The organism is Pseudomonas sp. EA_65y_Pfl2_P78 (assembly GCF_963970495.1).
In the GTDB taxonomy this organism is placed as follows: Bacteria; Pseudomonadota; Gammaproteobacteria; order Pseudomonadales; family Pseudomonadaceae; genus Aquipseudomonas; species Aquipseudomonas baetica_A.
In genome coordinates, this window is sequence record NZ_CAXAON010000025.1 from 1 (window position 1) to 22,014 (window position 22,014).

The following is a 22,014-nucleotide window of genomic DNA, read 5'->3' on the forward strand; positions in this document are numbered from 1 at the left end:
CTTGGCCTGGAATACTGGCGTAGGTGCATAGAGTTCGGAGGCAGCGGAGACTGGGAAAAATTGGAGAAAGCTCTGCGCGATGAGGTGCATCATCAGGCGCAGAGCCTGGAGTAGATTTGTGGGGATCTATCAGGGTCTGTCCCATTTACCCATACTCTGTAGTATCCAACATTCTCTACGGCAGTTTGACAAGCACAATCTCATCAGAACCCTTTGGTAACTCCAAAAGGTATTTCCAACCCTCGAGAATTTTTTGCCATTCCTGCAAGGTGAATTTGCTTTCTGGCTGACCGATCCAGTCGTCGTTGATTGATATGTCAACCTGCACACCAGTTGTATCGATATTCAAAACAACGTCGTTTCCACCCGCACAAATTGATTGCTCTGTGCCATCCAATACCGACGCCAGATACCGAAGCAGCCGATCACAACTTGCCGGGGTTTGAGCAACGGCCTCCAGCGTGCTGCAAACATAAAGCTCATAGCGTTGAGCCCCCTCCTGCCCCGGGCTCACTTGCGCCATGTCATAAAAGACCTCGCCCAAAACAGGGTGAGGACCGGCCGATTGATGAAAAAACCTCAGTTCCATGAATGCATCCGATATTTATGGTCTATAAACAGGAAAAACCGTTGTCCTCGGAGTGGTATAGCCGCGAACACTTACACCTGAAGGCGTTGTTGACCGCCAAGCAGTTCCGTTAACAACTTTTGCAGGACTGTTCCATGCGGCATCAACCTCTGCAACTATTCGAGCCTTGTCCCAAGAAGCCGGGAACATCGAGTTCACACCATTATTCGATGTTTTGGTGAGCCATCGATTAGGGTTATTTGGATCACGCACCTGCACCGTTGCCTCGTATACACCGGACGGATCAGCCGGCGTCTGCGTGCCAGGCACAATTCTTACATCCCCGTTCAATAAGGTATGTGCACCGGTAGGATTGCCATTCTTATCATAATCCGCACCAATGATATGCGGATAATCAACCGGACTGTTGTACATATTGCCCGGCGACAGAGGGTCTACCACCGGAGAAACCGTGCTCCACCCTTCTCCATTTTCAATCGTGCTCCCGCCTGTACTGCTCGGTGACGGGGGCTCGATAGTGCTGCCACCTGCGCTTACGGGATGAAGAACGTCAGTTTCTATAATCGGGTTGGTCAGCGTTCCGAACTTAGGATCCAGCAGTTCTATCGGGAAAGCCGTACCGACAATGGTCAGCCACAACTCGGCAGCCACCTTCAGGCGCTCTTGCATCTGCAGCCCTGAGTCCTTGGTCGACTCAATAAAGGCATTGACTGCGTCGCGCATAGCGTCCTGATTCTGTGGTGAGTTTGCCGCCGTCAGCAGCGCAGCGCTCAGGGCAACCAGCGCTCCTCCAGCCACTGCCAAAGGTAAAAAGTTTGTTTGGCCAGGCGTATTGGGCTGCAAGCGCATGAGTCCCAACATCATGCTCAGCGCCAGGCCCGGATTGGTCGCTGCAATTTGAGCAATTTTGTCAGCCAACGCTTGAGTTTCTGGCGTAACGTTGCCGTTCGTCATGTTAATGAAGGCGATATTGATCGTTTTCTTTCGCGTTGTTTCATTGCGCAAGAGTTTTACGATCGCGCGAGTAACGGCCCGATCGGCAAGAATGTTATTCGCCTTGCCTACACCTTCACCCAGTGCAAACGCGTTTGTAGCAAGCACCAGGTCCAACAGTTTGTTCAGCGACTCAATGCTGTTGTCACCGTAGTTTTCGACGCTCTCCTTCCACGCGTTATAAGTCTTCACCGGATTCATGACCGCGCCTACGGAGGTACTGCTCGCGTAGAGATCCGTTCGGTGCTCGTCATCGCGAGTCACTTCATAAGCTTTGCTTACATCACGATTAAGTCCCGCCGTGGAGTCCTGACCGGTCGCTTTATCGTGGCGGACAACAATCTCACCTGCGCCAACCGTAGCGTTGAGTGTCTGCTCGCGATTCTTGGTGTAGTTGTAACCCTCCACTGCCCAGCTGTTTTTATCCGGACCCTCCATGCCCTTGTTGGGTTTGTCAGCCTGGGAGTTTGCGCTGCCACCATAACTGCCGCTGACGTTCAGGTAATAACCATGTTCATTGTCTTTGCCAGTGATGTTTCGATAGCCAAGCGTGTCGGTATCCAGTTTCAGGTTGCCGTTGTCGGCAGAGATCAGCGCACCGTCCAGTTGCGTGTGATCTTCGGTACGGATATCGACTTTGCTTTTGCCACTGATAACGGTCTGGTTTTCGACCCAGTTGGTCTTGCCAGTCGTCTGGCCATAGCCCAGTGATCCACTCGCGGTCATGCCCACACTGAACGCCAGCGTCAGGCTGGCATCCATCTCCTTGCCCTCGACCTTGCCGGTGTCGGGTACAGATGTCACCGTTAGATTGCGACCCACGTCACCAATCACTTCATCGCCGCGCAGAGTCGCTCCGGCAATCTTGGTATCGCGACCGCTTTCGAAGTTCAGACTGTTGCCTGCGTAGAGATACGCCTCTTGTTGCTGGACACCTTCACGCTTAAGGTCGCCCAGACCGGCGTTGACCGACCCATAGAAGCCAAATCCGTCGTTGCCGGCGATGACTCCCCCCTCAGCCCCCCAGCTACGACGACTGTCTTCACTGCTCGACGCATTTTGCGCCGACAGGATATTCAGGTCATTACCCGCCTTGAGCTTGATGTCACGCTCGGCAATAGCATGGGTGCCAACCAGCGTCAGATCGTTTTTGGCGTCCAGATTGATGCTGCCACCGGCATTGAGCGCGGTCGCGACGGAGTTGCCTTGGGACGACTCGCCCTGACTTGCAGCGTTACTGACGCCGACTCCGAGCTTGAATCCACCCGTGGTGCCCCCCTTGAGGCCTCCTTTGCTTTGAGTGTGATTGCCGTCACTGCTTTGCGCTCCGTGAGCGACATCAAGGACGATGTTTTTCCCGGTGATGTTGATGTTGCGTCCGGAGTCCAACTGGCTACCGTGAACGCTCACGTTGTTTTCAGCGTCCAGACTGATGTCATTGCCCGCCGAAAGCGTGGAAGGACGATTGCTGATTGATGTCTGCGTATGGGTCTGACCGATGCTCGAAGCACCTTCATGGCCATCGAACGTCGCACCGGCAAAAAACTGGCCGAGGGTATCGACTGACTTCAGCACACTCGAACCTTTGCTGACCCCATCTTCGCCCTTGCCAGTTCCCTGGAGAGTGTTGAGCGTATTGCCGATGTTGTAGGCCATCGTGGTCGTAGTGCCGTTGCGCTTGACGCTGTCCCAGGTGGTAATCACGCTCGCTTGTTCAGCGGCATCAATGTTGATGTCCCGCTTGGCGTTAACCTTCAAGTCAATGCCCGACTCCATGTCTGAACCTTGAAGATTGAAGTCCCGACCGGCAGCGACATTCAGGTTCTGCCCGGCAGAAATGGAGCTACCAGCAGCGGTATGCCCGCTACTGTTGACTCCATTTTTGATTGTTTCATTGCCGACAAAGGTGCTGAAGGCATTGCTGTCGATGGTTTGTTTGATGCCATAGCTCTTGTTGGTTTCCCAACTACTGCTGCGTTGCTCATCAATACTGGCGACCACGTTTACATCACGACCGGCATCAATGTTGGCATCGTGACCGGCATTGATGCCGCTACCGATAATGTTGATGTCCCGGGTAGCTTTCAGAATGGCGTCATGACCAGCATTGATTTCACTACCGACACTGGTGGAACTGACAACTTCACGTCCGCCTTTATGTGATGCATTTGCGGTGATGTCAGCGCCCGCTCCCGGGGTGCCTGCAAACAAGCCGACGGTGTCCTTGAGTGAAAGGCCCAGCTTTTTCTTGAACTCCTCGGCCCGACTGTAGGCTTCGTTATCGGCAGCGGAGAGATTGATGTCCCCGGTCTTGTCCAAAAGGCCCGCATGCAACTCCGCATTGTTGTCCGCGTTGATCACGCTGGCATTCAAGTTGATATCGCGGCCACCGATGATAACGGCGTCGTTCTTGGCGTTGAGTTCACTACCGACCTGAGTAACGCTGGTGGCAAGGTGACTGCTGCCCTTGGACGACATGCCAAACAGGCCGGTTTTGGTTTTCTTGGTATATGAGCCGGTTTCTTCAGTGGCAGAGAGCACGGAAACGTCATTATTGGCGCCCAACACCAAATCATTCCCTGCATTCATCTGACTGCCAATGATGGTGACATTTCGCCCACCATCAAGATTGACGCTGCCGTCTTCATCTTTATGGGTGTTGACGGTCAGGTCATCGCCTGCGTCGATGACTGAAGCGACATTGGTACTGTCGTAGCTTTGGCTTTGCGTGGTTTTACTGCGTCCGAACGATCCTTTTTTCTTCTTGTAGTAATAAGAAGAACTTTCGTCCTTGGCCGAAGCGACAAGGATATCCTGTTCTGCATTCAGACTGATGTTCTCATCGGCCTTGATCCGGCTGGCGATGATCCCCAAATCGTTGCCCGCATGAATGGCAATATCTCGCCCTGAGTTCAGTACGGTGGATTGCTGGGTAATATTGTGAGTCTCCTGCGCCCGCTTTTTGCTGCGAGACACAAAATCACTTTCGTTGGCAGCCGACGTCAGAAGTATGTTGTTACCCGCCGTCAAAGCCATGTCGAGCTTGGCATCCAGACGGCTGGCAATGGCTGTTACGTCACGATCAGCAGTGATCGTCAAATCCCGCCCGGACGTCACTTCAGCGCCGTGCTGCGTAATAGTCTGATTGAGGTAACTACCGCCACGAGCATCGGTGCTGCGATTCTGAACCGAGGTGATATTCACATCGCGACCAGCATCAAGCGTCATGTCCCGACCGCTTTGCAGCACGCCGCCGATGTTGTTGATGTCCCGCCCGGCGTTCATCGTCAGATCATTGGCCGCTTCGATCCGTGCAGCGTTGTCCAGGTAGTCGCGGTGCAACAGGTTGCCGCGACCGGCCAGGTCGAAGCCGGTCACGTCGCGCTGGTTGATCACGCTGCCGTTGGTAGCGGTCAGGCTGACATCCTTGCCCGAGATGATGCCGCCGGACTTGTTGATGATGTCGTTGCCGGCCTTGAGCGTCAGGCGTTCACCGGCTTCGATCAGTCCGGTGTTGGTGAGGTTATTGCCAGCCTCGGCCGAAAGGTTATTGGAGGCTCGCAGCGTGCCGGCGTTATCGAGGTTGCCGCCGGCGATCAGAGTGACATCACCGCCCTGAATCAACGCCCCGTTTGGCGCCAAACGATTATTCGCCTGCGCCAGATACAGCACGGGCACCAGCACTTTTTCGCCGTTCACTTCGTGCTCTTCGAGCCAGACGATGTCGTGGGTCAACGCCGCCACTTGTTGCGCGGTCAGGGTGACGCCCATCGAGAGGTTGAGCTGATCCTTGCTGGCGATGGCGTTGTTCATCAGGTACTTGAACATCGCCTGGTCGGAGGTTTGACCGTCGATGAAGCGTTGGCCGGTGCGCTCTACGACCGCCTGCTGGATCATCCGTTGTTCGAAGAAGCCGTCGCCCAGGCGCTTGGCGCTGTTGTCCGGGTCGTAGCCGAGTTTTTGCAGCAGGTAATCCGAGCTCTCGAACTTCTTGAGGTCAGTGAGTACCGGGTTGGTTTCGATCAGGTATTTGTGCGGGTTGGAGCGCACGCTGGTATCGGGCAGGCCCTGTACTCGAGGCACATTGAAAGAAACGTTGCCACGATTGGGCAGTTGCACGCCGACTGGCCCGTCAGTGGCAGTGGTGCCGACGTTGAATTGGGCGGTTTTGTCGTTGAGGTTCACCGATGCGCCACTGGCAAGCGCCAGATCGCGCTTTTTCACCGAGACCGGGTCATTGGCGTCGAACTGGAAGTCGGCCGCCTGACGGACCGGCATGCCGTCCGAACGTTGGGCGGTGGTGCCGGAAATGGAGCCGACGGTCCATGTCGGGGCTGGCGCAGTGACTTGTTCGCTACCACCTTTTCCGCTGAGTCGGAACATGCCGTTGTCACCCACCGGCAGACTGAAGCCGGGTAATGTCAGCGGGTTGACCTGTTGTTGGGCCAGGTCGGGTGGTAACTGGCTGTTAAGGCTGATAATTACAGGTTTTCCCACTCCGCTAGCGCTAGTCGAGGCACTTCGCGGCGTTGTTGATAGGCCTGTGGAGAATGGGCGCTCCACGCCGTTGGTGATTTTATTTGTTGCCGAAATGGATATGTTGCCGCCGGCCTGGATGATCGCGGGCACCAAGTTGTCAGACGAGGTAGATGAGACAACTATTTGATCGAACGGGGTAGAGCCTTTTATGAAACCAGGCAACTCCATCCGAGTGCCGGTCGAATATTGAGAGTCTGTAAACTTTATTTCTGTACGGACCCTTTCCGTCAGCATGCCAAGTTTTATTACTACAGGACCGAACCGTTGATAATATTCGGTTTCAAAGGGCTTAGCACCATCCCGACCTACTTGTGTATAGGTAGTCGACTCGACGCCTGAAGCATTCCAAAAATGCATACCTCCATTATAAGCGACATCATTGTATATATTGTATTTTACAAGCTCAGCCATATTGCTATAAGTAGGTCTATCGTATGAAAAATACTCCCTACTAACATAATCACCTAAAGCAGAGCCCGAATTTTCAAAACCGCTCACAGAAATATCTATATTACCCGCTGCAGCAACTGTTGAATTTGAGTTTAGAAACGAGCCGCCTTTAACAGTCAAGTTCCCAGATGAGCTCAACGAAGCAGCATTTGAAGCGCTATCTCCCGAGACCGACACTCGATACTTCTTTTCATATACGTAATACGAGGCGGGCTGCCGGTCGTTGACATAAGTAGGAAGCGAATCACAGCTATAGCACCCAAACCCTATCGCCGAAGAGTACAACTCAGCATCGGTCTTAAACCCCCCACGCTTATTAATAATCGAATCCGCATTTATGGAGAAATCCCGCCCACTCTCTATGCTTCCGGAATCATTTTCAACCAACCCCGATCGCTCACCTAGTTCATTGAGCGCAACATCAATATTACCCAAGCTATAAACATCAGACTTGCGATTAGTAAAACCACCTACTCGCAACTTCATATCCGCCCCACTGAACAAAAACCCACCCTGATCGTTCAGCAGCGAAGCAGCAGTCAGTGTCAACGACGCTCCACCGGCAAGCGTGCCGTAGTTATTAACAGTACCTGCATTCATAGCGAGGTTATTGGCCGCAGTAAGCCGGCCATAATTGCTCACGACCGCCAAACCACCCCGCGCGCCAACGGCCGTGTTGCCGCCAGCCGCGATACTCCCGGCGCTGCCAATGTTGAGGGTGGAAGCATCCAGTTGCATGTCACCCAGGCTGCTCACTCGGCCATTGCCGCCGTATGCGCCACCGATCTGGAAGTCCATGCTGCCATCACTGGCGATCAAACCATCGTTTGTCCAGTTACCGCCGCGCGCCAGCAACTGATTCGAAGCGAGCAATTGCCCGCTCGCGGTCTGGACGAAATTACCGACGTTGACCGTCAGGTGCCCGGCCTGAATCACGCTGTTGTTGGTCCAACTGTCGGCGTTAAGCGTCAAGCCGCCACGGGTCACCAGTGAGCCGCCGGCGTTCATGACGTTGGCCGTCGAGATGCCGAACTCACCTAGGCCGACATGCGTCACCGTACCGCCGGCATTGAGGAAGCTTGGTGCGGCGAGGGTGAAATCGGTGTTGGCGGTTTCCACCAGACCGTTGCGGTTATCGAACTGGCTGCCGATCTGGAAATCGGTTTTGCCGCCTGCGCCCAGCGCGCGCAGTTTGCCGCCCTGGTTATCGAGATTAGCGGCGCGAATCCCCAGAGTGCTTGCGCTTTCGATCAGGCCGCTACGGTTTGTAAGGTTGCCGTTAACGCCCAACTCGATGGCGCTGCCGCTGACCTGTCCGGCGTTGTTGTTCATCGAACCGGCGTCGACTTTCACCAAGCCTTTGGCATAGACCCCGCCGCCGCTGTTATCAAGTGCATTGCCGCCGGCATTCAGCAGAATGTTGCCGCTGTTGGCGGCGATACGCCCGCCGTCGCTGTAGATACCACCGAGTGCGCGCAGGTCGAGGCGGCTGCCTTCGATCTTGCCGCCCTGGCCGTTGCGCAACACGCCGGTCAGGCGGGTCTGCAGCAAACCCTTGAGGCTCGACAGCACACCGCCACGGCTTTCGAGGCTGGCGGCGGTGAGGGTCAGATCGCCGTTCTGGGCGATGATCTTGCCGCCCTGGTTGTCGATGGCGCCGCTGCCCGCATTCACGGTCAGTGCAGTCATGCTTTGCACGGCACCTTTGCCGTTATTCAGCGCGGCAGCGGTGAGGTTCACCCCGGCATCGCGGCTGGAGATCAGGCCATCGGTATTGTTGTACAGCGTGCCGCCAGCGGTGAGATCCAGTTGGTCTTTGGCCGACACGGTGCCGCTTTGGCTGTTGTTCAGATCACCGCTGGTGAGCAGGCTCAGCAGGGTTCGGCTGATCAATTGTCCGCCGCGGTTGTCGACGCTGGCGGAGCGTTTAATCAGCAGTGGGCCGTTGCTACCAAGCGCACCATTGACGTTGGTCAGGGCACCAAGCAGATCGAGGCTGACGCTGTCATCGCCAACGAGGCTGCCATGGCTGTTGTTCAGTTGTGTGCCGGTGAAGGTCAGGGCTTTTTTCGCGGTGATTCTGCCGCCGCTGTTGTCTAGCGTTGCAGCGCGGACGTCCAGCGTGTCACCGCTCTCGATCAAGCCGCCGGAAGCATTGCTGAGCGCGCCGCCGGTCAGGGTCAGCGTCTGCTTGCCGCCACTGCTGACGGTGCCGTTGCTGTTATCGAGGCTCGCGGCCTTGATGCTCACTTCGCCCTTCGCGCCTACGCCACCGTTGCTGTGGTTGGTCAGCGCACCACTGAGGTCGATGCTGGTGTTGCCGAGCAGGCTGGAAACACTGCCTTGCTGACTGTTGTCGAGATTGCCGCCAGTGATGCTCACGCCATTCCAGCCGGAGAGCAGACCGCTCTGGTTTTTCAGATCCGCCGCAGTAATGGTCAGTTGATCGTTGCTGATCAGGTTGCCGCCACGGTTGTCCAGGCTGCTGCCTTTCAGACTGAAGCTGTTGACGCTGGAAATCTCGCCGTTCTGGTTATTCAGGTCACGCAGGTGGGCAATGCTCAGTAAACCCTTGCTGCTGATCAGGCCGCCCTGGTTATTCAGATCCTGTGCGGTGGCGCCCAGATCGATCGCGACGCCCGCAACACCCACCAGCGTGCCGCCCTGATTATTCAGGCCGGTGCTGTTGAGGTTCAGCTGTTGCGCGGCCTTGATGCTGCCCTTGTTCTGGTTGTTCAGCAGGCCATCGACCTTAACGTCGATATCGCTGTCACTGAGCAAAACACCTTCGCCACTGTTGTCCAGACTCGCCGCGCGAATCTGCAGCGCCGCGGCAGCGATCTTGCCTTTGATCGAGGTCAGCGCGTTGTCGATCTGCAGGGTGAGTTTCTGATTGCTCAGCAGTTGTCCGCCGCTGTTATCCAGCGACTTGGCGAGCAGCTCGAAAGCCTGCTCGCTGGAAATCTCGCCGCCACGGTTGTTCACGTCAGCCAGATTCTTCAACAGCAACTGACCCGGCGCAATGATGACGCCGCCTTGGTTGTTCAAAACGCCGCCGTTCAGATCGACGCTGACATCAGCATTACTGCTGAACAGCTTGCCGCCCTGTTGATCGAGGCCACGAACATTGGCAATCAGTGCGTTGCCCGCACCGATGCTGCCGTTGGTATTGGTCACCTGCCCGGCTGTCACTTGCAGTTGGTCGCCGGCGTAGATCGTTGCCTGACTGTTGTTGAGGTCACCGGTGGTGAGGGTCAGTTTTGTTTTACTGCTGATCGTGCCTTGTTGCTGGTTATCCAGCGCACTGCTGTTGATCGTCAGATCGGAGTCAGTGAGCAGTTTGCCGCCGCGGTTGCGAATGGCGCCGCGAGTATCGACGGTGAGCGCTTTGGCGCTGGAGACGGTGCCGCCATTGTTGTTGAGGCTATCGGCGTTGATCGCCAGAGCCCCTTCGCTGACGACACTGCCCTGCACGTTGTTCAGGTCCGCAGAGAGGTTGATTGCGAGATCTTTCTGGCCGGTCAGACGTCCGCTGTTTTCCAGGGTCTTGCCCGTCAGGGTCAGGCCGCTGTCACCGGACAGCAGCCCCTTGTTGCGGTTGATGACTTCATTAACAGTCAGCGCCAGATTGCCGCCGGCGAGCATGTAGCCGCTGTCGCTGTTGTCGAGCCAGGCGCCGATGAGGCTCACATCAGCCTTGCTCGACAGTTCGCCGCTGCGGTTGTCGACGCGGTCGACGGTGAGGTTCAGCGCTTTTGTCGCGCCCACCAGACCTTCCTGACGATTATCCAGAGACGCCGCTTTGAGCGTCAGGCCGTTGTCGGCAATGACCACGCCGTCCTGATTATCGAACAGACCGGTGACGCTGAAGTCAACGTCGCCGCGACCACGGATTTCGCCATGGGTATTGTCCAGGCTGGCGCTGCGCGCTTCGATGCCCGCTGAGGCGATCACGCCTTTAATGTTGCTCAGGGCACGGTCAACAATCAGCGTGAGCTTTTCGTTGCTCAGCAGTTTGCCGCCGTCGTTGTTCAGGCTTTGAGCATTGAGGCTCCAGGCCTTGGCGCCGGACATTTCGCCTGCATTGTTGTTCACCTCATTGAGGTTCTTGAACAGCAACTGACCCGGCGCATGAATGTTGCCGCGCTGGTTGTTGAGCAGACCGTTGTGCATGTCCAGGGTCAGGTCGGCGTTGCTGAACAACTCGCCGCCGTCCTGCTCCAGCGAGGTGACCGAGACGTCCAGTTTCTCTTGACTGCCGATGGTCCCGCCCGAGTTGTCCAGGTGAGCGGCGGTGAGCAACAGCGTGCCGTCGGTGGCCAGACTGCCGCCCTGACGGTTGATGAACTCGCCGGTGGTCAGCGTCGAATCTACCTTGGCGCTGATTACGCCGTTGTCACTGTTGTCGAGGCTGGCGCTGGTGAACGTTAGACCTTTTTGCGAGGCGATCAGGCCACCCTGACTCAATACAGCGCCTTTGGTGGTGAGCGCCATTGCCTCGATGCTCGACAACTTGCCCAGACGATTGTCGAGGCTGCCGCCATTGAGGGTCATCTGCCCTTCACTGCTGATCAGGCCTTGCTGGTTGCCCATGGCCTCGTCGAAGGTCAGGCCCAGCGTGTTCTGGCTGACGATGCGCCCGCCGACGTTGCTCAGGCCGATACCGCTGAGGGTGCTCGCGCCCTTGCTGAAGATCAGGCCGTTGGTGGCGTTGATGATCCGCGCGACTTTCAGGCCCAGGGTCGTGTCAGACAGCACCTTGCCGCCGTCTCTGTTGTCCAGGCGTGCGCCGTTGATGGTCAGGTCCAACTGGCTGGACAGTGTGCTGGCGCGGTTATCGATCTGATCGACGTTGACCGTCAGGGTTTTGAGCGAGCCAACGAGGCTGTCCTGACGACTATTAAGCGTTTTACCGGTGAGTTTCAGATTGCCTTCGGCGACCAGTTCGCCGTGTTGTTGATTGAGGGTCTCGATGTTGGCGTCGATATCACCCTTGGCGGAAATCCGTCCGCTATCGTTGGTCACTTCCTTGGCTTTGAGGCTCATCAGTCCCGTCGACGTCAGCAGGCCACCATTGCGGTTGTCCAGTTCGTTGATCAACAACTTCGCCGCCTGATCGGCACGAATCGTACCGCCGCGGTTGTCGGTGTTGTTGCTGCTGACGGCCAGGGTATTGAGGCTGGAAATTTTCCCGGTGCGGTTATCCAGACGCGTGGCCTGCACGTCCATCGCGCCGTTGGCCTGGATCAGGCCCTTGTTCTGGTTATTCAAGCGATCACTGACGCGGGTGGTCAACGTGCCTTCACTGGTCAACTGGCCTTGCTGGTTGTTGTCGAGTTGTTGCGCTCGCACGGTCAGATTCTGCTTTGCGCCGATCCTGCCGGTGCTGTTGTTGATCGCGCCGAGGGCTGTGATGTCGAGCAAACGGCCGGCGGTCATCAGGCCAGCGACGTTATCCAGCGACGTGACGGTCAGAACAATGTCGCTCTGACTGCTCAGCTCACCGTTGCTGTTGATGAGTCGGCCGACGTTCGCCGTAATCTTTGCGTTGCTGTTGATCACACCGTTGTTGTTCAGCACCTGAGTGGCATTCAGGATCAGCGTGGTATTGCTCAGGACCTTGCCTGCATTGCGGTTATCCAGCGTTGCGGCAGTGATCGCGGTGGTTTGCCCGCTAAGGGTGCCACCCTGGTTGCTCAGGGTTTGCGAGGTGTTGACCATCAGGTTGCGGCTGGCGATCAGGCTTTTGCCGGTGTTGTCGAGGTTCTGCGCGCTCAGGCTCAGATCACCGCTGGCGTTGCGGCTGCCATCGGCATTGACGCCCGCTACGATGGCACCGGCGTTGCTCAGTTGCCCGCCGGCGCTGAGGTTGATGCTGTCGCGTGCGGCGAGGGTCTGGCGGTTAGTCAGGTTACCTTGGGTCTGCACGTTCGCGCTGGTGCCGGCGTAGACCGGTCCGCGAGCATCGAGGCTGGCAGCCTTGACGTTGACTGCCCCGGTCGCCGAGGTATCAACCAGACTCAGATGACCATTGGCATCGAGCTGAATATCACCACCGCTGGCGATCAGTTTGCCGTCGAGTTTCACCCCGACCCCAGCCTCGGTGCCGACCAGTTTGATCGCCCCGGCGTACATGCCGCCCAGCGCCGAGGAGTCGATCGCCAACTGCGGCTTGGCGCTGCCATCATCGGCACGGGCCGTGGCATTCAAGGTTTGCGCGTTGACGTCGTTGCGCCCGGCGACGATGGTCAGGTTCTGTGCCTGAAGTTGCGCGTTGATCTTGGCGCTACGGGTGATGATTTCGAACCGGTCGACGTTGGTAGCATTGAGGCCTGAGCCTTCGATGGCCACAGAACCCTGATCGACCTGAAAGCGATCCAGCCGACCGTTGTCGAGCACCGGTTTGCCGGTGGTCAGCGTCACACGCGGCGAATTGATAAAACCGCAGCCGTTGCAAGTGATGCCGTAGGGGTTGGCGACGATCACTCGCGCCGATTGCCCCGCCACTTCGGTGTAGCCACGCAACTGGCTCGGGTTGCCGCTGATGACTTCGTTGAGAATCGCCTGCGCCGAACCGCTGTTTTTCAGGTTCGGATTGCCGATGATGTGCCCGCCCAATTGCGTGGCGGAAGTCTGCGTGGATCCGTTGTTGAGGATCAGCCCCTGCGCGCCGACGTTGTAGTCGTGAAACTGGTTGTGCGACAGCCCGCTGCCGTTGGGCGTGGCGATGTTGATGATCGGTACGCCGTTGCCAGCGCGATCCAGCGAGGTGTTCGGGTTAGCCACAACGATGCCGTCGGCCTGCGCCCAGATCGGTTGCCAGAACATCACGTTGGCCAACAGAAACGCCAGACCGCGCTTGGGCATACCCAGGAACGATTCACGATTTTTTACGGCAGCAGAAGGCTGGCGAGCAAAAAAGGCGTACTGGCGAACGTCCATGTTTGAAGTCTCATTACAGCAGGCAGGAATACGGGATCGACAACAGGCGCAGTACTCTCCAACAGGCACACACCTCTGTGCCGATCACAGTAAATAGTGTGCAAAGAAGAATTGATGGCCAAGCGCCATCATATTGGCAGCGCGATATTAGATGGCCACTATTTTGGCGTCAATTAATAGATGCGCCGACAAGCTGTTACGATGAATGGCGCCGGTTAAGCGGACGCTTACCCAGCAGGCAACCCGCTGCACGACCAGCCCTCCCACCGCAATAATCTGTAAACTCCCCCCTCTTTAGCCGCCCATCTTTCACCCGCGGCCATCACCTCTTTATCTGTAGCGGAGTCCACCTTGCGTTTGTTTCACACCTCCGACTGGCACCTTGGGCAAAACCTGCACGGCCAGGAGCGCGATTTCGAGCATGCGTGCTTTCTCGAATGGCTGCTGCGCCAACTGAAACTGGCGCAGCCGGATGTGCTGTTGATTGCCGGGGACATCTTTGACACGGTCAATCCGCCGGTCAAAGCCCAGGAACGCCTCTACGATTTCATCGTCAGCGCCCACGAGCAGCAGCCGTTGCTGACCATCGTGATGATCGCCGGCAACCACGACTCCGGCTCGCGGATCGAACTGCCCGCACCGTTGATGCGGCGTTTGCGTACCCATGCGCTGGGTCGGGTGTTGTGGCTGGATGACGGCCAGCTCGATGCCGAACGTCTGCTGCTGCCACTGCCCAATGCCCAAGGCGAAATCGCCGCGTGGTGCCTGGCGCTGCCGTTCCTGCGTCCGGCCGAGGTGACTGGCGCGCATCTGGGTGACAACTACCTACGCGGTATCGGCCAGGTTCACGAATGGCTGATCGAAGCCGCCAATGCCAAGCGCAAGCCGGGTCAGGCCCTGGTCGCAATCAGCCATGCGCACATGGCCGGCGGTTCGGTGTCGGAAGATTCCGAGCGCAGCCTGATCATCGGTAATGCCGAAGCCCTGCCCGCCAGCCTGTTCGGGCCGAGTATCAGCTATGTCGCCCTCGGCCATTTGCACAAGCCGCAGAAGGTCAACGGTGAGGAACGCATCCGCTACAGCGGCTCGCCGATTCCGTTGTCGTTCTCGGAGATCGGCTATCAGCACCAGATTCTCGACATCACCCTCGACGGCGAAACCCTGGTCAGCGTCGAGCCGAAACTGATCCCGCGCGCGGTCAACCTGCAACGCATCGGCCCGGCGCCGCTGGCAGAGATTCTGCTGCAACTGGCGGACCTGCCGAACATCGATCTGCTCGCCGAAACCCAGCGTCAGCCGTGGCTTGAAGTCCGCGTGACTCTCGACGAGCCGCAGCCAGACCTGCGCCACCAAGTGGAAAGCGCCCTGCAAGGCAAAGCCGTGCGCCTGGTGCGGATCGCCGCCGAGTACGCCGGCAACCGTGGCGCTGACGGCGCGGAAGAAGGCACGGCGCTGATCGAACTCGATCAACTTACCCCGCAGGAATTGTTCAGCCGCGCCTGGCTCGACAACTACGGCAACGAGGTGGATGAGCAGACGCTCAAGGACTTCGCCGAACTGCTGCAAGACGTGCAAATGGAGGGCGAGCAGCCATGAAGATTCTCGCCATTCGCTTGAAGAACCTGGCCTCGCTGGCCGGCCCCTTCGAGATCGACTTCACCGCTGAACCCCTGGCCAGTGCCGGTCTGTTCGCAATCACCGGGCCGACCGGCGCCGGCAAAAGTACCCTGCTCGATGCCTTGTGCCTGGCGCTGTTCGGCGCCGTGCCGCGCTTGAACAACACCGGCCGTGACGCCAAAGTCCCGGATGCCGACGGCGAAATTGCCACCGGTGACCCGCGCACTCTGCTGCGCCGTGGCACCGGCGAAGGTTACGCCGAGGTGGATTTCGTCGGTGTCGATGGCCGTCGTTACCGCGCGCGCTGGGAAGCCAATCGTGCGCGGGAAAAGGCTGGCGGCAAGTTACAAGCCAGTCGGCAAAGCCTGCGCGATATCGATCAGGATCAACTGCTCGCCAGCCAGAAAGGCGAATACAAGACTCAACTGGAAGCCGCGCTGGGCCTGAACTTCGAACAGTTCACCCGCGCCGTGCTGTTGGCGCAGAGCGAGTTCAGTGCGTTCCTCAAGGCTGACGACAACGACCGCAGCGAACTGCTGGAAAAACTCACCGACACCGCGCTCTACACCCGACTCGGCCGCCGCGCGTTCGACAAGACCAAAGAGGCCCGCGAAGCGCACAAGCTGCTGCAGGATCAGGCCACCGGCGTCACGCCGCTGCCGCCCGAAGCCCGGGCTGAACTGGATGAGCGTTTCAACGCCGCCCAGCAGCAATTGAAGTTGCAGCAAGCGCAACTCAAGCAACTGGAGCAGCAGCACAGTTGGCTCAAGGAACTGCGCCAATTACAGGACAAGCAACAAGCGGCTGCCGAGCAATTGCAGAGTGCACAGCAACAGTGGGAAGCTCTGGCCAGCGAACGCCTGAAGCTGACGCGCCTGGAACAACTCGCGCCGCAACGTCACCAGTTCGCGCGCAAGTCTGAACTCGACGCGCAACTGACGCCGCTGGCGGACCAGATTGCCGCGCACACCCAGAAACAAGGCGAACTCGGCGAACGCCAGACGCAACTGGAACAATCGCTCGATACGGCGAAAGTCGCCCTGAGCGAAGCGCAGCAGCGACACAGCGAAAGTGCGCCGTTGTTGCGTCAGGCTTTCGAAGAGCAAAGCACCCTTGCTCGCCTCGCCAAGGACACCGCCCTCAGCGCAGAGGCCCGACAGTCTGCCGAACAGGCGTGCACACAAGGCCAGAGCGCCATTCAAGCGTTGCAGGCGAAACAGGCCGAAGTCGCTGAACGCCTGCAGAAAATCGCCGCCGAGCTGGAACAGAGCGCCGAGCTGGCGCCGTTGAGTGATGCGTGGAATGCCTACCGCGATCGCCTGCAACAGTTGATGCTGATCGGCAACCGCTTGAACAAGGGCCAGTCTGAACTGGCCAGCCTCGAACAAACCGCCAGCCGCAGCGCCGAAGAACTGACGTCGCAGAAGCAGCAACTGGAAGTGCTGTTCCAAGAGGCCGGCGCCGAACCCGATGCCGTCGCCGAGCAGATCGGTATCCTCGGTAATCTGTTACAGGACAACCGCAAACAACTGCGTGCCATTGAAGACCTGTCGCGCCTCTGGGCCACCCGCCAGGATCTGGACAAGCGCGGCGCCGAGCTGCAACAGCGCCAGCTCAAGGCCCAACAGGAACGCGAGCGCCTGACCCAGGACGGGGTCAAGACCAAAGCTGAACTGACTGTCGCCGAGCAAACCCTCAACGTCACCCGCGAACTGCTCGAACGCCAGCGTCTGGCCCGTAGCGCCAGTGTCGAAGAGCTGCGCGCGCAGTTGCAGGACGATCAGCCGTGCCCGGTGTGCGGCAGCAACGAGCATCCGTATCACCAGCCCGAAGCGTTGCTGCAAAGCCTCGGCAAACACGATGAAAGCGAACAGGCCAACGCACAGCAGGTGGTCGATCAGCTCAAGGAAAAACTGACGGAGTTGCGCGCCGAAGTCGGCGGGGTCATTGCTCAGCAAAAGGAACTGCTGCAGCAACAGGAACAACTGGCCGACCAGCAACATGCCCTCGCGCCGAGCCTCGACGCTCATCCGCAAGCGGCGCAGTTGATGAACCAAGACGCCGACAAACGCGACGCCTGGCTCAACCGGCAAAACGAGCAGTTGAACCAAAGCATCGCGCAGGACGAACAACGTCAAAGCGACCTGCTCGCCCTGCAACAGGACGCCGCGCGCCTGACTCAGCAGTTGCGTCAGGCCGAAACCGCGCATCAGCAGGCCGCACAGTTGCTGAATAACCAGCAGCGAGAACTGGGCAGCGACCGTCAGCGCCTTGACGAAGAGTTGTCGGCGTTCAGCCATTTGTTGCCGGCAGACACCCTTGAAGCCTTGCGCCTTGAGCCGGCGGCGACGTTCATGCAACTCGATCGACGAATTGCCGAACGCCTGGCGCAAATCGATCAGCAAAAGGAAGAGCTGGGCGAACAACAACAACGCCAGCAGACGCTGGAAAAAGAACAGGATCGTCAGCAACTGCGCGCCCAGCAATTGCAAACCGCCGAACAGCAGTTCACTGCGCTGGCCGAGCAGCAACAAACCTGCCAGCAAAAACTCGCGCAATTGCTCGGCGAACACCCCAGCGCCGAACAGTGGCAACAGCAACTGGAACAGGCCGTGGAGCAGGCGCGCAACGCCGAAACCGGCACGGCCCGGGAACTGCAGGACGTTCGCACACAACTGGTGCAGACCGCTGCCGAACTCAACGCGCAGCAAGAACGCTTGCAGGCGCTGAACAGTGAACATCAGGATCTGGCCGGCAAGATTGCCGACTGGCGCGCCCGTCACCCCGAACTGGATGACGGCGGGCTCGAAGACCTGCTGCGCGTCGACGATGCGCAACTTTCTGAGCTGCGCCAACGCTTGCAAATCAATGAAAAAGCCATCGAACAGGCCAACGTGCTGTTGCAGGAGCGCAATCAACGTTTGCTCGATCATCAGGCCCAGCACAACGCCCATCTCGATGCCGAACAATTGGCCAGCGCCCTCGCCGACCTGCAAAACCAGTTCAACGTCAGCGAGCAGCAATGCGCCGAATTGCGTGCCGAACAGGCCGAAGACCAGCGCCGACAGAACGCCAATCAGGCCTTGGCGCAGCAGATCGCCGACGCCTATGCCGAATACCAGCGCTGGGCGCGTCTGAGTGCGTTGATCGGCTCGGCCACTGGCGACACTTTCCGCAAGATCGCTCAGGCGTACAACCTCGACCTGTTGGTGCACCACGCCAACGTGCAATTGCGGCAACTGGTCAAACGCTATCGCCTCAAACGCGGCGGCAGCATGCTCGGCCTGCTGGTGATGGACACGGAAATGGGCGACGAACTGCGCTCGGTACATTCGTTGTCCGGCGGTGAGACGTTCCTCGTTTCGTTGGCGCTGGCGTTGGGGCTGGCGTCAATGGCATCGAGCACCTTGAAGATCGAATCGCTGTTTATCGACGAAGGCTTCGGCAGTCTCGATCCGCAATCCCTGCAACTGGCGATGGACGCCCTCGACGGCTTGCAGGCGCAGGGCCGTAAAGTCGCAGTCATTTCCCACGTACAGGAAATGCATGAGCGAATCCCGGTGCAGATTCAGGTACTGCGCCAAGGGAACGGTTTGAGCACGCTGGAGGTGAAATGAACACGCTCTATTCCTTCCGCCGCTGCCCGTATGCGATGCGGGCGCGGATGGCCCTGCGCTATTCGGGCGTGCCGGTGGAGATCGTTGAAGTCAGCCTCAAGGCCAAACCGGCCGAGATGCTGGTGCTCTCGCCCAAGGGCACGGTGCCGGTGCTGGATGCGAATGGCCGGGTGATCGATGAAAGCCTGGAGATCATGCGCTGGGCACTGGCGCACAATGATCCGCAGGATTGGCGGCTGGAGGGTGATTCGAGAATTGCCGAGCTGATCGAAGCCAATGATCAGGTATTCAAGGTTCACTTGAATCGCTACAAGTACGCCGAGCGTTATCCCGAACAGCCGATGGAGGCGTATCGGGCTGAAGGGATGCTGTTCTTGCACACGCTTGATGAGTTGCTCAAGGATCGTGATTACTTGCTGGCGGATCATCCAAGCCTGGCGGATGTGGCGCTGTTTCCATTCGTTCGCCAATTCGCCCATGTTGATCGCGAGTGGTTCGCGCAGACGCCTTACGTGCGGCTGCAAGTGTGGTTGCAGCGCTTTCTCGAATCTGACCTCTTTACCTCGATCATGAGGAAATAAAGCACCCAGGTTCAGGCCAGAGCCTGGCACATCCCGAGTGCCGAGCAATCCACTTCAAAGGGGCCGAGAAAATCGGCCGAGACTTTGATCGGCGGATTGCCTGCCATCAGCCCCAGCGTATTGGCGCGCTCAATGTTGTGCGCGATGTTGTGATTGGCCTCTATGGCCCGGGCCAGCGCGCCAACCGAGCCCTGGCCAATCCCCAGTAATGAAGCACCATTGATCAGGAACGCCAGACCGGCGATGACCCAGAGTCTGTAGCCTTTCATGCTCCGCCCACTCCTGCGAGTTCGGCCTGATCGACCGTCACGTTTTGCGAGCGAAGTTCGAACTGAATGCCGGGATGGGCAACTTGAATCGGTGCGTCGAAGCGGTGTTCCATTTGCGATGTGACGCTGACGACCAGCACCACGGCCAGGTAAAGACCGATGACCAGGTAGGCGCCGCGTTTGGCAGAAGTGATGATTGCGCTGGCCATGGTGTTCTCCGTTGGCATGTTTCAGTGCCAACAGAATCAATCAAAAAAGCTGCAGCCACCACTCAGGGTTTCCCATAGTAACCATCAGCTTCATTGATCATTTAGCCCGTCTATCTCGACGTTGAATAAAACCTATCGTGTTGCAAAACACACACGCACAGAAGCTGCCGAAGGCTGCGATTTCTTGATTTTGCTTTTGAAAAACAAGATCAAGAAATCGCAGCCTTCGGCAGCCCTTGGGCGTGCAGATTTTCAGTGTTGGGCTTTGTGATCCAGGGCGGCGTAGAAATTGGCGCTTTGTTGCAGGTACTTCTGGGTGTAGCTCTGGGTGTGGGATTTTTTGCTGCTGACGTCAGCGTGGGCGCTGGCAGGCAATGCAACAGTGGCAGAGATGGCGGAAGCGGCGATGACAGAGAAGAGATTGAAGTTCATGGCGGTAACCCTCGTATTCGGTTGGCTTGCTTGCCCGGCTGGGCTGTGAAGCAAACTTAACGCTCGACGGTTGCTTGCTTGAAATGCTTTGTAGCATTAGCTGTTATCAGCGCGATTGATACAAAGAGACAGGCCCCGTAAACCGGGGCCTGTGGCTTATTGTCGCGTCAGAAACTTCAGGTCGCTGGGGGCGTCCATTGGCAGTTTCTGCACGGTTTTGCCAAGCAAACCGGTCTTGCCATCGCGCTCGACGACCACAATCTCGTTGCTCTTCTGGTTGGCAATCAGCAGGAATTTGCCCGTTGGGTCGAGGCTGAACTCGCGCGGGTGATCACCTTCCACCGAGCGTCGCTGCAACTCTTTGAGCTGGCCGCTGGCCGGGTCGATAGCGAACACCAGCAACTGATTGGCGGTGCCACGGTTGCTGACATAGAGGAATCTGCCGTCAGCGGACGCGTGCAGCGCGGCGGCGGCCTTGTCGGAAGTCGGCTGCCCGGCCGCCAGGTCGATCATTTGCGTCTGGGTCAGCACACCGTCGTGGTAGTCGAAGACCGCAACCTGCGCGCTCATTTCCATGGTCAGCCAGGCATGCTTGCCGTCAGCACTGAACAACAGGTGACGCGGGCCGCTGCCGGCCGGCAACGATACCGAAGCGGTTTTCGCCGCAGTCAGCGGCAGCTCCGGATTGCCTTTCGGGTCGAATTGGTAAATGAAGATTTTGTCCGCGCCCAGGTCATTGGAGAACACATAGCGACCGTCCGGCGAGGACACCGTCGAATGCACGTGGTTGGACGCCTGACGCTCGGGATTGACCCGGCTCGCCGGGTGGCCGCTCATCTGCACCACTGGTTTGAGCTTGCCGTCGCTGTCGACGGGCAACACCGCCAGTGTGCCTCCCGGATCTTCGACCACCGAATAGTTGCTGACAAACAGGTGGCTGGCGTCACCGCTGAGGCTCGAATGGGTGGGCTCGTTGCCCAGACTTTGCACCTGATTGATCAGGCTCAGCGCTTGGGTCTTTGGATCAATCGCGTAGCTGCTGACGCGGCCGATTGAATCCTTCTGGCCGGGGCCGTTTTCGTTGACCACGAACAGACGTTTCTGGTCTTTGGAAACGGTCAGCCACGAAGGGTTTTCGCTGTTGACCACTTGCAGCGGCCTGGCATCGATCTGGCCTGTGGCGCTGTCGAAATTCATTCGATAGATGCCTTGGCTGGAGCCCGCCGTGTAGGAACCGACCAGCAACTGGAAGCTTTCGGCAGAGGCCGTGGAAAGGCCCATCGCGCCGACGCTGCCAGCCATCAACAGAGGCCAGAACTTACGCATTTTCATCAGTTTCATCCTCGTCGTCGCTACTGCTGATGACGTCGCCGAGGCAGACCAGGCGATGTTCGCCGGTTGTCTTGGTGTCGCTGGCAAAACCAATGATCAGCCAGCTCTGCAGGTCTTCGTCAAACGTTGCCGCTTCAACCTGCGCCGGCGTGAATTCCCAATGCTTGGCCGCTCGGCCATCGATGCACTCGATGTGCAGGTTATCGTCTTCATCGAGGGCGAATTCGAAGGCATGCAAGCCGTCGATTTCGACCATATCGCAGTGTTCGAGGGCGTTGAGAAGGGTTTGGGCAGTCATGGCAAACAGTCTTTCTAGGGGGGAAAGCGCCAATGATAGCTGATTGTCGCAGCAGAACCTTGTGGGAGCGGGCTTGCTCGCGAACGCGGCGTGTCAGTCTACACACATGTTTCTGATAGACCGCATTCGCAAGCAAGCCTGCTCTC

At 58.0% G+C, this 22,014-nt stretch carries 10 protein-coding genes; 3 read left to right on the forward strand and 7 right to left on the reverse strand.

The window, feature by feature from the left end:
• Window positions 1-175: 175 nt before the first annotated feature.
• Together AACY02_RS18445 and AACY02_RS18450 are read right to left on the reverse strand one after the other, a co-directional pair.
• Entirely contained in the window at window positions 176-589 is a 414-nt protein-coding gene (locus tag AACY02_RS18445) for a hypothetical protein (protein WP_339433179.1), read from the reverse strand.
• Between the two features lie 15 nt (window positions 590-604).
• Entirely contained in the window at window positions 605-13,513 is a 12,909-nt protein-coding gene (locus tag AACY02_RS18450; protein WP_339433180.1) for a hemagglutinin repeat-containing protein, read from the reverse strand.
• 351 nt (window positions 13,514-13,864) lie between these two features.
• Here AACY02_RS18450 and AACY02_RS18455 point away from each other — a divergent pair, with 351 nt between their 5' ends.
• From AACY02_RS18455 to AACY02_RS18465, 3 genes are read left to right on the forward strand one after another with little or no spacing between them, the layout of a single operon-like run.
• Window positions 13,865-15,109 (forward strand): exonuclease SbcCD subunit D C-terminal domain-containing protein, encoded by a 1,245-nt coding sequence (locus AACY02_RS18455; RefSeq protein WP_339433181.1) that lies wholly within the window; start codon window positions 13,865-13,867, stop codon window positions 15,107-15,109.
• Window positions 15,106-18,747 (forward strand): AAA family ATPase, encoded by a 3,642-nt coding sequence (locus AACY02_RS18460; RefSeq protein WP_339433182.1) that lies wholly within the window; start codon window positions 15,106-15,108, stop codon window positions 18,745-18,747. The genes AACY02_RS18455 and AACY02_RS18460 overlap by 4 nt, the downstream gene beginning before the upstream one ends.
• A complete protein-coding gene (locus AACY02_RS18465) occupies window positions 18,744-19,328 on the forward strand; it encodes a glutathione S-transferase (protein ID WP_339433183.1) in 585 nt (194 codons plus the stop codon). Before AACY02_RS18460 ends, AACY02_RS18465 begins: the two co-directional genes overlap by 4 nt.
• An 11-nt stretch (window positions 19,329-19,339) precedes the next feature.
• On the opposite strand, the gene AACY02_RS18470 is transcribed toward AACY02_RS18465, so the two are convergent.
• From AACY02_RS18470 to AACY02_RS18490, 5 genes are all read right to left on the reverse strand, one after another.
• The gene (locus AACY02_RS18470; RefSeq protein ID WP_339433184.1) at window positions 19,340-19,597 is read right to left on the reverse strand and encodes a hypothetical protein; all 258 of its coding nucleotides are present in this window, start codon (window positions 19,595-19,597) and stop codon (window positions 19,340-19,342) included.
• Complete coding sequence (locus AACY02_RS18475) at window positions 19,594-19,806, reverse strand: hypothetical protein (protein ID WP_339433185.1); 213 nt, start codon at window positions 19,804-19,806, stop codon at window positions 19,594-19,596. Before AACY02_RS18475 ends, AACY02_RS18470 begins: the two co-directional genes overlap by 4 nt.
• A 252-nt stretch (window positions 19,807-20,058) precedes the next feature.
• Window positions 20,059-20,238: a hypothetical protein gene (locus AACY02_RS18480; RefSeq protein WP_339433186.1), complete on the reverse strand. Its 180-nt coding sequence runs from the start codon at window positions 20,236-20,238 to the stop codon at window positions 20,059-20,061.
• 156 nt (window positions 20,239-20,394) lie between these two features.
• On the reverse strand, window positions 20,395-21,570 hold the full coding sequence (locus AACY02_RS18485) for a lactonase family protein (RefSeq protein ID WP_339433187.1): 1,176 nt from the start codon (window positions 21,568-21,570) through the stop codon (window positions 20,395-20,397).
• Window positions 21,557-21,868 carry a DUF5629 family protein gene (locus AACY02_RS18490; protein WP_339433188.1) on the reverse strand — a complete coding sequence of 104 codons (312 nt, stop codon included), beginning with the start codon at window positions 21,866-21,868 and terminating at the stop codon, window positions 21,557-21,559. The genes AACY02_RS18485 and AACY02_RS18490 overlap by 14 nt, the downstream gene beginning before the upstream one ends.
• Between the last annotated feature and the right edge of the window lie 146 nt (window positions 21,869-22,014).

Excerpts from the sequence above, each read along its gene's own strand:
- AACY02_RS18445 (WP_339433179.1), bottom strand. The coding sequence starts at position 589 with ATGGAACTGAGGTTTTTTCATCAATCGGCCGGTCCTCACCCTGTTTTG.
- AACY02_RS18450 (WP_339433180.1), bottom strand. The coding sequence starts at position 13,513 with ATGGACGTTCGCCAGTACGCCTTTTTTGCTCGCCAGCCTTCTGCTGCC.
- AACY02_RS18465 (WP_339433183.1), top strand. The coding sequence starts at position 18,744 with ATGAACACGCTCTATTCCTTCCGCCGCTGCCCGTATGCGATGCGGGCG.
- AACY02_RS18485 (WP_339433187.1), bottom strand. The coding sequence starts at position 21,570 with ATGAAAATGCGTAAGTTCTGGCCTCTGTTGATGGCTGGCAGCGTCGGC.
- AACY02_RS18460 (WP_339433182.1), top strand. The coding sequence starts at position 15,106 with ATGAAGATTCTCGCCATTCGCTTGAAGAACCTGGCCTCGCTGGCCGGC.
- AACY02_RS18480 (WP_339433186.1), bottom strand. The coding sequence starts at position 20,238 with ATGAACTTCAATCTCTTCTCTGTCATCGCCGCTTCCGCCATCTCTGCC.
- AACY02_RS18470 (WP_339433184.1), bottom strand. The coding sequence starts at position 19,597 with ATGAAAGGCTACAGACTCTGGGTCATCGCCGGTCTGGCGTTCCTGATC.
- AACY02_RS18475 (WP_339433185.1), bottom strand. The coding sequence starts at position 19,806 with ATGGCCAGCGCAATCATCACTTCTGCCAAACGCGGCGCCTACCTGGTC.
- AACY02_RS18490 (WP_339433188.1), bottom strand. The coding sequence starts at position 21,868 with ATGACTGCCCAAACCCTTCTCAACGCCCTCGAACACTGCGATATGGTC.